At 72.8% G+C, this 12,940-nt stretch carries 11 protein-coding genes; 3 read left to right on the forward strand and 8 right to left on the reverse strand.

Annotated elements, in window-relative coordinates; genetic code table 11:
- Nucleotides 1–34 precede the first annotated feature (34 nt).
- The 6 genes from QI633_RS21130 to QI633_RS21155 all read right to left on the reverse strand — a co-directional run bounded on the left by QI633_RS21130 (nucleotide 35) and on the right by QI633_RS21155 (nucleotide 7,981).
- On the reverse strand, nucleotides 35–1,327 hold the full coding sequence (locus QI633_RS21130) for a hypothetical protein (protein WP_282426978.1): 1,293 nt from the start codon (nucleotides 1,325–1,327) through the stop codon (nucleotides 35–37).
- Complete coding sequence (locus QI633_RS21135) at nucleotides 1,324–2,619, reverse strand: hypothetical protein (protein ID WP_282426979.1); 1,296 nt, start codon at nucleotides 2,617–2,619, stop codon at nucleotides 1,324–1,326. Before QI633_RS21135 ends, QI633_RS21130 begins: the two co-directional genes overlap by 4 nt.
- A complete protein-coding gene (locus QI633_RS21140; protein WP_282426980.1) occupies nucleotides 2,616–3,896 on the reverse strand; it encodes a hypothetical protein in 1,281 nt (426 codons plus the stop codon). The genes QI633_RS21135 and QI633_RS21140 overlap by 4 nt, the downstream gene beginning before the upstream one ends.
- On the reverse strand, nucleotides 3,893–5,146 hold the full coding sequence (locus tag QI633_RS21145) for a hypothetical protein (protein WP_282426981.1): 1,254 nt from the start codon (nucleotides 5,144–5,146) through the stop codon (nucleotides 3,893–3,895). Before QI633_RS21145 ends, QI633_RS21140 begins: the two co-directional genes overlap by 4 nt.
- A gap of 54 nt (nucleotides 5,147–5,200) precedes the next feature.
- Nucleotides 5,201–6,481 carry an FAD-binding oxidoreductase gene (locus QI633_RS21150; protein ID WP_282426982.1) on the reverse strand — a complete coding sequence of 427 codons (1,281 nt, stop codon included), beginning with the start codon at nucleotides 6,479–6,481 and terminating at the stop codon, nucleotides 5,201–5,203.
- Nucleotides 6,482–6,748: 267 nt separating this feature from the next.
- On the reverse strand, nucleotides 6,749–7,981 hold the full coding sequence (locus QI633_RS21155) for a hypothetical protein (protein ID WP_282426983.1): 1,233 nt from the start codon (nucleotides 7,979–7,981) through the stop codon (nucleotides 6,749–6,751).
- Nucleotides 7,982–8,122: 141 nt separating this feature from the next.
- On the opposite strand from QI633_RS21155, the gene QI633_RS21160 reads away from it, so the two are divergent.
- Together QI633_RS21160 and QI633_RS21165 are read left to right on the forward strand one after the other, a co-directional pair.
- Nucleotides 8,123–8,731: a DUF3000 domain-containing protein gene (locus QI633_RS21160; RefSeq protein WP_141797559.1), complete on the forward strand. Its 609-nt coding sequence runs from the start codon at nucleotides 8,123–8,125 to the stop codon at nucleotides 8,729–8,731.
- Nucleotides 8,731–10,089, forward strand: coding sequence for a ribonuclease D (locus QI633_RS21165; protein WP_282426984.1), 1,359 nt, complete (start codon nucleotides 8,731–8,733; stop codon nucleotides 10,087–10,089). The genes QI633_RS21160 and QI633_RS21165 overlap by 1 nt, the downstream gene beginning before the upstream one ends.
- Here QI633_RS21165 and QI633_RS21170 read toward each other — a convergent pair.
- Complete coding sequence (locus tag QI633_RS21170) at nucleotides 10,008–11,426, reverse strand: extracellular solute-binding protein (RefSeq protein WP_282426985.1); 1,419 nt, start codon at nucleotides 11,424–11,426, stop codon at nucleotides 10,008–10,010. The two genes, QI633_RS21165 and QI633_RS21170, sit on opposite strands and share 82 nt — an antisense overlap.
- 61 nt (nucleotides 11,427–11,487) lie before the next feature.
- On the opposite strand from QI633_RS21170, the gene QI633_RS21175 reads away from it, so the two are divergent.
- Entirely contained in the window at nucleotides 11,488–12,087 is a 600-nt protein-coding gene (locus QI633_RS21175; RefSeq protein WP_282426986.1) for a hypothetical protein, read from the forward strand.
- A gap of 137 nt (nucleotides 12,088–12,224) precedes the next feature.
- On the opposite strand, the gene QI633_RS21180 is transcribed toward QI633_RS21175, so the two are convergent.
- Nucleotides 12,225–12,932: an Ig-like domain repeat protein gene (locus QI633_RS21180; RefSeq protein ID WP_282426987.1), complete on the reverse strand. Its 708-nt coding sequence runs from the start codon at nucleotides 12,930–12,932 to the stop codon at nucleotides 12,225–12,227.
- Nucleotides 12,933–12,940 lie beyond the last annotated feature (8 nt).

Genomic DNA, 12,940 nt, shown 5'->3' on the forward strand with positions numbered 1-12,940 from the left:
GGCGGGGTCCCCGACACCGGCAGTGTGTTCCCTCTCAACGCCTCACCTTGGTCTTGGGGCTGGTCCACGACGTGCTCGCGAGGCCCGAGGTGCTGGCGGTGACCCGCACCGAGATCCGCTTGCCGCGGTCCTTGCCGGTGATCCGGTACGACGCCCTCGTGGCCTTCTTGATCGCCTTGCCGTTGCGCAGCCACTGGTAGGAGACCTTGCCCGGCGCCGGCGACCAGGTGAGGCCCTTGACCTTGAGCACCTTGCCGACGCGCGCCTTGCCGGCGACCTTCGGGGCCACGGCGAGCGTGAAGCTGCCGCCGCTGGTCTGGGGACCCTGGCTGCCGGGCGGGTCCGGGTACGTCGGCCGGACGGTCTGCAGCGCTGCATCGGTCCAGTGCGGGTCCGCGCCGCCCGGGATGGCCAGCTCGGGCTGCACCGCGCAGGCCAACGGCGCCGGCTTGACCACGATGCCGGTCGACTCCTGCCAGGCGATGGCACTGCCGTCCGGCGCGAACGTCGGGCTCGCGTAGCCGGGTCCGCGCGGGTCGGAAGCACACACGGGCGTCGGTGGGACGGGCGGCGATCCGTAGCGCACGTTGCCCTCGACCTGGTAGGTCCAGATGTGCGACTGGTCGCCGTCGCCGCGCAGGGTGGCGAGGAGCGTCCCGTCGCGGGACACGGCCGGGTCCGACAGCTGGAGATACTCGCCCGAGTGGGCCCCGTCGTGGAACCACTGCTTCGTGCTGGTCGCCAGCTCGAAGAGCTGGATCGCGTCGAAGTCCTTCCCGTTGACGATCAGCCGCGAGCCGGTGACCCAGCTCGGGTTGCCGTAGAGGGTGGTGCCGTAGACGTCCGGCGAGGTCAGCCCGGTGGCCGCGGTCACGGCGGTGGCCCAGCGGGTCTTGCAGGCCAGGCCCGGCGGGCAGCTATAGCGGCTGTAGGAATAGGCGATGAGCCCGCCGTCGGGCGAGACCGCCGCCTTGTCGATGGCGCCTCCGGTGACCTGTCCGGCGGAGTCACGCAGGTCCGGCGGGTCGATCGAGTTCAACACCGTTCCCCACTGGTCCATCCGGTGCAGGACCGAGCCGTGGACCGCGACGACCGTCCCGTCGTCGGCCCCGGTCGGCGACCTCCAGGGCGCTGCGGCGGTGCCGTCGGTGGTGAGCCGCCGCTCGCCCGAGCCGTCGGGCTTGGCGACGTAGACGTCATGGCCCTTGAGGTAGACGATCGTGCCCGGGCCGGGATCGGCCGCGGCCGACGCCTCCGGCGTCTCGGCCAGGGTCAGGGTCGACAGGGCGATCAGCCCTGCCGTGAGGGTGGTCAGCAGCCGTCTCATCGGCGGACCTTCACTTTCTTGCTCGTCCATACGGAGCCGGCCAGGCCGGCGGTGTCGGCGGTGACGCGGACCGAGATCCGCTTGCCGCGGTCCTTCCGGGTGATCCGGTACGACGCCTTGGTGGCCTTCTTGATCGCCTTGCCGTTGCGCAGCCACTGGTAGGTGAGCGCGCTCGGCGTGGGCGTCCAGGCGCCGCCCTTGACCTTGAGCACCTTGCCGGGCCGCGCCTTGCCGACCAGGCGGGGCGCGGCCTGCAGCGCGAGCCCGGTGACTGGCGTCTTGCTGCCCGGATCCTGCTGCTGGTCGGGCTGATTGCCGGGCCCGGCCGGCAGCTCCGGCTCGGCCCAGGACACGTCGCGAGCGCCGGGAAGCACGAGCGTCGCGTCCGCATCGCAGTCCAGCGGGTCCGGCTTGACCCACACGCCCTCGGGCTGCGACCACGCCAGCGCGCTGCTGTCCGGGGCGAAGGCCGGGCTGCCCTGGCCCTGCGCGGCGGGGAGCTGGCAGATCGTGGCTGCCGGCGGCAGGTAGCTGCCCGTCACGATGTCGCCGTTGACCTCGTAGACCGTGACCCTGCTGTCGGCGCCCGTGCCCCGGGTGGTCGCCAGCAACCGGCCGTCGCGGGAGACCGCGGGCTCGGCGAGGCGGACGTACTTGGGGAACTCCCCGTCGTGGAACCAGTCCCACGAGTCGTCCCCGATGTCGAGCAGCCGCAGCCCGTAGCGGTCGGGGCCGTTGCCGATCAGCCGCGAGTCCGAGACCCAGCTCGGGTTGTCGCCGCGCAGGAAGCCGTACTCGATCGACGGCGACGTCCCGTCGGCGCTGGCGATGCCGGTCGCGAAGTAGTCGGCGCAGACCGCCAGCTCGCAGTGGTAGTCCCGATAGGTGTAGGCGACCCTGCCGCCGTCGGGAGAGACAGCGGCCTTGACGACCGTGCCGTCGTAGTGGACCTCGGGACCGTCGTCGATCGCCGGCGGGTCGAAGGAGTCGAGGATCGTCCCCGAGCGGTCCATCCGGTAGACCATGGAGTCGCGGGCGGCCACGATGGTTCCGAGGTTGTCGCCGGTCGGCGAGACCCACGGGTCGCTCGCGGTGCCGTTGGTGGTCAGCCGCCGCTCGCCCGTGCCGTCGGGGCGGGCCAGGTAGACGTCGTACCCCTTGACGTAGACCAGGGTGCCCGGCGCCCCGGCCTGCGCCGCGGCCGCCTGCGGTGGGCCGGTGACACCCGATCCCACGGCGAGCCCGGTCAGCGCCGTCGCGCCGGCCGCCGCGACCGAGAGCAGCCTCCTCATCGCCGCACCTTCTTGGCGGTGCTGGTCCAAGTCGTGCTGGGCAGGCCGGTCGCGCCGGCGGTGACCCGCACCGCGATGCGCCTGCCGCGGTCCTTGCGGGTGATCCGGTACGACGCCTTGGCGGCCTTCTTGATCGGCTTGCCGTTGCGCAGCCACTGGTAGGTGAGCACGCTCGGCGCGGGTGACCAGGCGCCGCCCTTGACCTTGAGCACCTTGCCGACACGCGCCTTGCCGACCAGGTGGGGTGCGGTCTGCAGCGCGAGCCCGGTGACGGGTGTCGTGCCGCCCGGATCCTGCTGCTGGTCGGGCGCGGCGGGCAGCTCCGCCGTGGTCCAGGAGACCTCGGTGCCACCGGCGACGACCCGGGCCGCCTCGGCCGCGCAGTCCAGCGGGTCCGGCTTGACCCAGACGCCGTCGGGCTGCGACCACGCCAGCGCGCTGCCGTCGGGCGCGAAGGCGGGGCTGCCCTGAGCCGCGACCGGGTCGTTGACGCACGCCCGCGTCGGCTCCACCGGCGTCGTGTCCGTGCGGATGTCGCCCCTGAGCCGGTACGTCGCGACATGTGCCCCGGCGCCCCCGCCGCGCACCAGCGCCAGCATGGTGCCGTCGCGGGAGGTGACCGGCTCGCTGAGCTGCACGGCCGTAGGGCTGGTCCCCTCGTGGAACCAGTCCTTCGCCGGCTTCTTGCCCAGGTCCAGGAAGTCGACACCGAGCTCGCCGCTGTCGTTGAGGATCAGCCGGGAGTCGGTCACCCAGCTCGGGTTGTCCTCGCTGGCCTGGCTCTCGCCCGAGGGCGGGGTGAGGTGATCAGCAGCGGTGATCGCGGTGGCCCAGACCGGACCGCAGACCCACTGGCAGCTGCGGCCCTCGTAGGAGTAGGCGATCTTGGTGCCGTCGGGCGAGACCGCCGCCGTGTCCAGGTCGGGCCCGAGCGGGTTGCCCCACACGTCGATGAGGTTCGGCGGGTCGATGTTGTTGAGCGGGCTGCCGGTGATGGTCATCCGGTGGATCAGGGAGCCGCGCACGGCGACGACCCGGCCGTGGTCGTCACCCGTCGGCGAGCGGTACGGCGAGGTCGCGGTGCCGTCGGTGGTGAGCCGGCGCTCCCCGGTGCCGTCGGGGTGCGCCGCGTAGACGTCGTACCCCTTGACGTAGAGCAGGGTGCCCGGCAGGTCCGGGCTGTCCACCGCGGCGGCCGTGGTGGCACCCGCGGCCAGGCCACTCAGGGCGATCACGCCGGTTGTGGCGGCCGAGGCGGCATGGAGCAAGGTCCTCATCGCTTCACCTTCTTGGGTGCGCTGGTCCAGGTCGCGCTGGTCAGGCCGGGCCTGCTGATCGTCAGGCGCACGGAGATCCGCTTGCCGCGGTCCTTGCGCGTCACGCGGTAGGACGCCTTCTTGGCCTTCTTGATCGGCTTACCGTTGCGCAGCCACTGGTAGGAGACCGCGGTGGGCGCCGGCGACCAGGCGCCGGCCTTGGCCTTGAGCACCTTGCCGACCTTCGCCTTGCCCTTGACCTTGGGCGCGGTGGTGGCGGTGAAGGTGCCGTGCTGAGTCCCGACCGGCTCGGGGTTGTAGGTCGCGGCAGACCAGTCGGGAGCCGAGGCACCGGGGATCAGCAGGTGGAAGCTCACGGCGTCGCAACCCACCGTGACGTCGTCCGCGACCCAGACACCGTCGTCGGCCTGGAAGGCCAGTGCCCTGCTGTCCGGGCCCCACGTGGGGCTCACGAGCGCTCCGCCGTCGTCGTCGTCCCACGTGCACCGGTGGTCCGGAGGGAGCGGGACCGGGCCACTGGTGACGTCCCTGTCGGCGTCGTAGGTGGAGATGCCGTCGTTGCCCTGGTAGCCGGCCGCGCCGGCAAGGCGCAGACCGTCCGGGGAGAGCTCGACGTCGGTGATCCCGCCCTGCGTGTCGAACCAGTGCACGGCGCCGCCACCGAGATCGTGGACCATCACCTCGGAGCCGGAGCCGCCGCTCTGCAATGTTCGGCTGCTGCCCGCCCACGAGGGCATCTTGAAGTAGGTGGACCCGTCCGTCTCCGGGTCGGTGGCCCGGTCGGAGGCCGTGTAGCCCGTGGCGGTCGAGCATCCCGTTCCCGTGCAACCGGTGTTCACCATGCTGTAGGCGATCTTGACGCTGTTCGGTGCGATCGCGACCTGGCCGAGGTTGGTGAGCGAGCCCTTCAACGCTCGCGGCGTGAAGCGGTTGAGGGGGGTGCCGCCCTGGCGCATCCGGACGATCTGCCCGTCGTGGCCGGCGGCGATCGTTCCGTCGTCGGCCATCGACGGCGAGAAGTACGGCCAGGACGCCGTGCCGTCCGCGGTGACCTGCCGCTGGCCGCTTCCGTCGGGACGGGAGATCCAGACGTTGTGGTCCTTGACGTACACGAGGGTGCCGGCAGACGCCGCCACCATCTGGCTCTCCGTGCTGGCCGCGGTCGCCGTCTGCTGCCCCAGGACGGGAGATCCACCGGCCAGTACCAGTGCCATCGCCGCCACGGCAGTGCGGGTTCGCTGAGTTGTCATGACTTCCACCTGTTCCTGCATCGTTGCCCGGGCCGCGTGGCGGACCGGATCGGGTCAGTGGCCGATGACGCCGGCCGGGTCGTGGTGCTCCCGAACGCGCTCCAGCCGCTCGCGCATCTCGGCAGGCCATGCCGTCTCGAGCGCGCTCGGCTGGTTCAAGGAGCCGACGAAGTTGGGCTGGAAGCCGCCGCTCGCCCACGGCGCCATCGCCTTTGCCAGCCCGCCGACAGCGGCCGGCACCGGCCCGGCGAACAGCTCGGGCACGGGGGCGCTGACCACGAAGAGCCCGTACGCCGCGTCGCGGCCCACGACCGAGTCCGGGCGCTGCGGCGCCTGGGCCAGGCGGCCGCCGAGCCGGCGTACCTCCACGGCGGCCAGTGGGACCTCGACCTGCGGACCGGCGGCCGCGAGCAGTGCCCGGGCGGCAGCGGGGTCGAAGTCGCGCAGGAGCGCTCCCGCCTCCAGCGCCGGCATCGGCTGGTCGGGGTCGGCATGGACGGCGCCGAGCGCGGTCACCGGCAGCTCGGCGACGGTGTCGACGATCGGCTCGGCCAGCTTGCGCAGCGGCTCGACCAGAGCCGCAGCGACCTCCACGTCACCCACCATCGCGACCCGGAGGTGCACGACGAACCGGCCGCGCAGTGGCGCGGGGACGAAGTCGAGGTCGGGCAGACGCAGCAGGGCGGCGGAGGTGTTGGCCTGCTCCGGCACGAGGGCGGACCAGACCGCCCACTCGGTCAGCACCCGCTCGGCATCGGCAGCGTCGAAGAACAGGCCGCCGCCGTACACCGTGGTCAGCTCGACCAGGCCGAGCTCGACCGAGGTGACCACACCCGGCAGGTGCTTCCCGCCGAGCAGCGCGGCGAACAGGTCCGGATGACTCGTGGCCGAGACGGTGAGGAGCTCGCCGGCGCCCGTCACGATCTCGGCGGAGCGCACGAAGTCGCTCGCCCACCCGTAGCTGCGGCCGAGCGGGCTGAGCCCGCCGCCGAGCAGGTAGCCGACCGCGCCGACTCCGGGCGCGGAGCCGGCCAGCGGCGCCAGCCCGTGCGGCGCGGCGGCCGCGATCACCTCGGCCCAGGTCGCTCCCGCACCGATCCGGGCGAGCCGCATCTCCGGATCGACCTCGACCCCGGCGAGGCCGCGGGTCAGCAGGGCGACACCGCCCTCGATGGCGTGGGTCCAGCCGTGACCGGTGCCGACGGGGTGGACCCGCTCACCCAGAGCGGTGGCAGCGCGGACGATGCCGGCCACCTCCTCGGCGGTACGGGGCTCGACCACCTCCCGCGGGGCGTGGGCGTGGGCGAGGTTGAACACGGGGAGGGCTGCAGACATGGGATTCCTTCGCATCGGGTGAGGTGGCCAGACTCCGTGGGCGCACTGGAGCGCCGCTGGGAGCTGGCTGGAACTGGCTGGGGTTGGCTGGGGTTGGCTGGGGTTGGCTGGGGTTGGCTGGGGTTGGCTGGGGTTGGCTGGGGTTGGCTGGCGAGCTCGACGTGTGCGCTGATCCGCGGGGTCTCGAAGGACAGCGAGGTCTCGAAGGACAGCGAGGTCGTCCCCGAGCTCGCTGGTGTCAGAGGGCTCGGAGGGTCCTGCCGATGCTCATCGGCGCACCCGGACCGGCTTGCTCGTGACCTTCACGGCCGGCTTGTCCGGCGCCTTGACGACGACCCTGATCCGCAGCCGGTGCCCGCGGTCGGCGGCGACGACCTTGTGCTTGCGACCCTTGCCGACCTTCTTTCCGTCACGCAGCCAGGTGATGGTGACCTTGCCTGTCGCTGCCAGCCCGCTGACGTCGGCGCGCAGCACCTTGCCGACCCGTGCCTTGCCCTTGATCCGCAGCTCTCCGGTCCCGGTCCCGTTCCCGTTCTGCTGGCCGTCCTGTGCCGGAGCGCTCAGCGGCGCCGGCGACCAGTCCGGCTCGGACCCGCCGGACAGCAGCAGCGTCGAGGGCTCGCCGCAGTCGTGGGCACCGGAGCGGGTCCAGACGCCGTCGCTCTCCTGCCACGCCAGCGCGTCGCTGTCGGGCGCCCAGGTCGGATGGTCGATGGCGGTCGGGCCGATCTGGCACAGCGGCGAGGGAACGGCGGGCGGCGGCCCGGAGACCGCGTTGCCGCTCACGTCGTACCAGATGATCCAACGGTTGTCGTCGAAGCCGCGTACGGCGGCCAGCAGCCTGCCGTCCGGGCTCAGCTCGGCGTTCCCGAGGTCGGTCGACCCCTCGCCGTACACGTCCTCGTCGTCGAACCAGTACTGCGGCTCCTGGCCCAGGTCATGGAGCTGCGTCTGCGAGTGGTAGCCACCGGACTGCAGGGTGCGACCGTTGCCGATCCACGACGGGTCCCAGAAGAAGGTGGTGCCCAGCGTCGCCGGATCGGTGAGGTGGTCGGCGGCCGTGTAGCCGGTGGCGGAGCGGTAGCCGAACGGGCTCACGTAGTTCGTGATGCTGTAGGCGATTCGCTGGCCGTCGGGCGAGATCGCGGCGCTGGTGATGTTGCCGTCGACGTTCGAGCCGACCGACGTCGGCAGGGACGGCGGGTCCATCCTGGTGAGGACCCTGCCCTGCTGGTCCATCCGGACCAGCAGCGGCCCCTGGGTGGCCACCACGACGCCGCCGTCGGACTGGGTCGGCGAGCCGTAGGGCAAGGTCGCCGTGCCGTCCCGGGTCAGCGCACGCTGGCCCGATCCGTCGCCAGCGGCGATCCACACGTTGTGGTCCTTGATGTAGACGAGGGTGCCGCCCGGAGCGGCGGCGGCAGCGGGCCTGGGCGCCGCGACCGGAGCGGCGACGAGAGCGCCCCCGGCCAGCAGAGCGAGGGCGAGCAGGCGGGACATGGTTCTCCTTCGGACGACACGGGATGTCACGCCGATCGTCGGCGGGCGCGCTGGAGCCGCGCTGGCGTCCCGCTGGAGACGGGCCGGGGCCAACGGCGTGGGACGCACGCCGATCCGGCCCGGGGGTCCTAGGGTGGCCCCATGGTCGCCCGCCAGGAGATGAACCAGGGGTCCGGCGCGGCCGGCACTCCCCCCGAGTTCACCGCTGCCGTCGCGGGCCTGCGTGCGGCCACGTTCCGCCCGGAGGTCTTCTGCGAGGAGATGCCGGCGCCGCAGCGGATCGCGCCGTACGCCGCCGCGCTGTCGGCCGACGTCACCGTGGACGACGAGGAGGTCGCCACCGGGCGGCTCGTCCTGCTCCACGACCCCGCCGGCAACGAGGCGTGGCAGGGCACCTTCCGCTGCGTGGCGTACTGCCGGGCCGAGATCGACCACGACCTCGCGACCGACCCGATGCTCACCGACGTCGGCTGGACCTGGTTGAGCGACGCGCTCGAGGCCCACGGCGCCGAGCACGTCGCGGTGTCCGGGACCGTGACCAAGGTGGTCACCGAGTCCTACGGCTCGATGGCCGACGAGCCGGGCAGCGCCCAGCTGGAGATCCGGGCGTCGTGGACGCCCGTCGATCCCGGAGACATCGCCACCCACGCCGAGGCGTGGGGCGAGCTCATGTGCACCGCCGGCGGGCTGGAGCCGGTGCCCGACGGGATCGCGGTCATGCCGTCGCGGCGCGGCCAGCGGGGCGGCTGATGGCCGACCAGGCACCTGACGAGACGCCCGAGGAGGACCAGCAGCCGGTCGAGCTGCTGACCCTCGCCGACGGCCTGCCGCCGGTGATCGACACACCGGAGGCGCTCGCCGCCTACTGCGGCCTGCTCGCCGCGGGCAGCGGGCCGGTGGCGATCGACGCCGAGCGGGCGTCCGGCTACCGCTACTCCAACCGTGCGTACCTGATCCAGGTCAAGCGCGCCGGGGCCGGCATCGGCCTGATCGACCCGATCCCGTTCGGCGACCTGACACCCCTCGCCGACGCGATCGGCGACGCGGAGTGGATCCTGCACGCCGCCACCCAGGACCTGCCCTGCCTGGCCGAGGTCGGGCTGCGCCCGGTCGCCCTCTTCGACACCGAGCTCGCCGGCCGGCTCCTCAACTACCCCCGGGTCGGGCTCGCCACCCTGGTCGAGACCCTCCTCGGACGACACCTGCGCAAGGAGCACTCCGCCGTCGACTGGTCGACGCGGCCGCTGCCCGAGCCGTGGCTGGAGTACGCCGCCCTCGACGTCGAGGTGCTCGTCGAGCTGCGCGACCTGCTGGCCGCCCAGCTCGAGGAGGCCGGGAAGGCCGACTGGGCCCGGCAGGAGTTCGAGCACGTGCGTGGGTTCGAGCCGGCGGTGCGGGTCGACGCGTGGCGTCGTACCTCCGGCCTCCACAAGGTGCGCGGCCGTCGTACCCTCGGCGCCGTGCGGGCGCTGTGGGAGGCCCGCGACGCGATCGCCCGCGAGCGCGACGTGACCCCGGGCCGGTTGATCCCCGACACCGCCATCGTCGCTGCCGCGACCGCGATGCCGACCACCCGCGGCGCGCTGCTCGGCACCTCGGGCTTCCACGGCCGCGGCGCCGCCCGCCACGCCAAGGAGTGGCTCGCCGCGCTGCAGTCGGCCGCCGACCTGCCGGAGAACGACCTGCCCACGCGGGTCACCCACGGCGACGGTCCCCCGGCGCCGCGCACCTGGGCCGACAAGGACCCGGTCGCCGCCCGCCGGCTCGAGCTCGCCCGCGCGGCGGTCTCGGCACTGGCCGAGGAGCACTCCATCCCGCTCGAGAACCTGCTCACGCCCGACACCCTGCGCCGGGTGATGTGGACGCCGCCGGGCACCCGTGACCCCGTCGACCTGCTCGAGGCGGTCATCGACCAGCTCCGGTCGCTCGGCGCACGCAGCTGGCAGATCGGGCTGACCGCTCCCGCGCTCAGCCGCGCGGTCCTCGACGCCGAGTCGACGCCCGCGAGCCGGCCGAAGAAGAAGCGTCAGGGCGTCGCGGAGCCGGACGGCGTCTCCGACGCCTCCCCCGAGGGCGAGCCCGACGGCGTCTCCGACGGCTCCACGTAGTCCGGGTCGAGCAGGCTGCTCGACTTCTCGTCGATCGCCTTCAGCGACTCCTGGAGGTCGGCGATGTCCGGCGTGGTCAACAGCGTCTCGATGTCGGGATCGACCAGCTGGCGCAGCTCGCGGCCCTGGGTCATCAGCGGCGGCAGCACGATCGTGCGCATCACCGAGTTGAAGATCGAGGCGTGCTCGGGCGCCTGGCCCGGCTGGAGGAAGTCGGCGGAGAAGGCCACGGTGAGCTTCGCGGGCTGGACGTAGCCGGTCTCGGCCACCCGGGCCAGGGCCTCGTCGCTGACCAGGTAGCTGAGCACGTTGGCCGCGGCCTCGTTTCGCGCGGGCCGGGCAGGCGCCAGGCAGATGCCGTTGAGGTCGGCGATGGTCTTGGCCGACCCGAGCGAGGGCATCGGGATCACGTCGAAGTTGAGGCCCTCGACGCCGCGCAGCTCGGGGGTCAGCCCGCGGAAGCCGGCGATCATGGCGAGCTTGCCGCGCTTGAACCAGTCGACGGCCGAGCGCTGCCCGAGCTGCTTGGCACTCAGGGTGAGCCGGGGGTCGCGCAGCAGCTCCAGGGTACGACGCAGCGCGTCGGTCGAGCCGTCGTCGCCGAGCGCGAGCGCGGTCGGGTCGTTGTCGTCGTCGAAGAGCTCGCCGCCGCCGGAGTAGATGAACGGCGCCAGGCCGCGCAGGGTGGGCTCGATGTAGATGCCGCGGGTGTTGCGTCGCGGCCGGCTGCCGAACTCGGCGGCCGCGCGGAACTCCGCGAAGTTCCAGCTGGTGTGGCCCTCACGCGGTACCGGCAGGCCCTCGGCCTCCATCGCCGCGAAGTCGACGAGGTCGGTGTTGTAGTAGATGACCATCGGCGAGGCGGCGTACGGCATGCACTGCAGGTCGTCGTCGACCGAGAACGCCGACACCGCGTCGCGGGCCCAGTCGTCGCCGATCGGGATCTCGCGCTCGTTGACCAGGTCGAGCAGCGGCACGTTCCGCTTCTCGGCGACCGTCTGCGCCAGGTCGCCGCGCGGGAGCAGGTAGAGGTCGGGCTTGGCGCCGCCGCTGCGGATCGCGTCGAGCATCGCGTCGGCGTCGGGCCAGGACACGATGGAGACGTTGGTGTCCTTGCTGCTGGCGTTGTAGTCGTCGACGACCGTCTGGTACGCCGCGATCTCGGGCGCGGTGCCCCACACCGCGAGCTGCAGCTCGGTCATCGTCTGCGCCGTCGGCTGCGGCCGGTGCGGGCGCTGCTTCTGCTCGGTGCCGCTCGCAAGGGCGATCATGCCCACGAGGACCACCAGAGCGACCCCGACAACGACTGCACCCGTCCGCCACGTGAACCGACCCACGGCCGCAACCCTACCGGCCGGTCACAGGGCTCCCTGCGGCGCGTGGTTCTAGAGTGAGTGGGTGTCCGAGCACCGGCGTCACCACCGCCCCGCACCGCGGGAGGCCGCCTTCTTCGACGAGTACGTCGGCGCCGCCGACCCCGCGCTGCTCGCCGAGGCCGCCGAGAGAGCCGCGGTGCTCCTGATCCGCGGCGCTCGCACCAGCGACGACACCGGGGTCGCCGAACGACTGGTCCACCTCGCCGACACCGAGGGCATCGAGGCGATCGCCGAGGTCTGGTCCCACGCCGCCGCCGACTCCCTGGCCGGCTGCCTGTGGCGGCTCTACCTGCTCCGCTCGTGGGTGTACGCCGACCCGGCCGGGGTCGCCCGGCAGTTCGAGGCCGGCCGCAGCCGCGCCGAGTTCGCCCGCGTCGTCGCCGGGGTCGCCGACCCGCCCGGACCCGACGAGCTGCGGGCCATGGTCGACGAGGTGCTCCGCGGGATCGCCGCTGGCGAGTTCGCCGACGTGCTGCTCCGGGCCGCCGCCTTCGCCCGCGTCGTCGCGGCGGGCCGCGCCACGCTGCACGACGTACCCGACGCCGACGTCCGGCGGATGCTCGTGCTCGGCGAGCAGCTCGAGGCGGCCGGACACCTGGAGCTCGCGAGCCGGTTGGCCTGAGCACTGGTTCCGAGGCCGTAGAATAGGCAATCGAGCACGCCGGGCCGCGGCAGCCCCGGGTCCCAAATTCAGCCGCTACGAGCGGCCCTGCGCCGTGAGGCGCTCCCGGTCCGGCGTGCTCGACCTCTCCCGCCGACCTAGCGCACGACGACGCGATAGCTGGCGCTCGACGCGGTCACGGTCGAGGAGCCGAGGAAGCGGATCCTCAGCTTGTGCTTGCCCTTCGTCAGCTTCTTGGTCGTCAACGTCACCGACGTCGCGCCGTTGGGGAGAGTCCCCTGCGCGACCAGCCGCTTTCCGTCGCGGATCTGGACCTGACCCGACGCGGGGCGCGACGCGGAGACGACGATCTTGACCCGCACGCGCCGCTTCGACACCTTTGCGGAGCCCACCTTCACGGTCGAGCCCACCGCCGCCTGGGAGTGGCTCGGCACCCCGATGGCGGGATCGACGACATAGCTGAGCGTCCGGCTCACGGAGGGCGCCTGGGTCGCCGTACCGGTGTAGCGCGCCGACACCTGGTAGGTGCCGACCTGGTCCGTGGGCATGGTCATCCGCGCCGTGCCCTCCTCGTCGACGGCGACCTCCTCGCCGATCTGCGCGCCATCGAGGTAGAAGGCCACCGTGCCGTTGGCGGGGTCGACGCTCTCGTAGACGTCGACGGTCGCGATCGCCTCGATGGGGTAGGCGTTGGGCGAGCCGGGCGGCCAGGTCCGCCACCCGCTCAGCACCAGGGCGGTCACGGTCTCGAAGGCCGCGGTGCTCACCTGGGGGACGGCGTACGCCGAGGGGGCCGGTGCTGCTGTGGAGACGCCTGCCAGCGTCGTGGCCAGCGATACCGCCAAGGCGGCGG

It is taken from the genome of Nocardioides sp. QY071 (genome assembly GCF_029961765.1).
Lineage (GTDB): Bacteria > Actinomycetota > Actinomycetes > Propionibacteriales > Nocardioidaceae > Nocardioides.

Excerpts from the sequence above, each read along its gene's own strand:
- QI633_RS21150 (WP_282426982.1), bottom strand. The coding sequence starts at position 6,481 with ATGTCTGCAGCCCTCCCCGTGTTCAACCTCGCCCACGCCCACGCCCCG.
- QI633_RS21165 (WP_282426984.1), top strand. The coding sequence starts at position 8,731 with ATGGCCGACCAGGCACCTGACGAGACGCCCGAGGAGGACCAGCAGCCG.
- QI633_RS21135 (WP_282426979.1), bottom strand. The coding sequence starts at position 2,619 with ATGAGGAGGCTGCTCTCGGTCGCGGCGGCCGGCGCGACGGCGCTGACC.
- QI633_RS21155 (WP_282426983.1), bottom strand. The coding sequence starts at position 7,981 with ATGTCCCGCCTGCTCGCCCTCGCTCTGCTGGCCGGGGGCGCTCTCGTC.
- QI633_RS21145 (WP_282426981.1), bottom strand. The coding sequence starts at position 5,146 with ATGACAACTCAGCGAACCCGCACTGCCGTGGCGGCGATGGCACTGGTA.
- QI633_RS21160 (WP_141797559.1), top strand. The coding sequence starts at position 8,123 with ATGGTCGCCCGCCAGGAGATGAACCAGGGGTCCGGCGCGGCCGGCACT.
- QI633_RS21140 (WP_282426980.1), bottom strand. The coding sequence starts at position 3,896 with ATGAGGACCTTGCTCCATGCCGCCTCGGCCGCCACAACCGGCGTGATC.
- QI633_RS21130 (WP_282426978.1), bottom strand. The coding sequence starts at position 1,327 with ATGAGACGGCTGCTGACCACCCTCACGGCAGGGCTGATCGCCCTGTCG.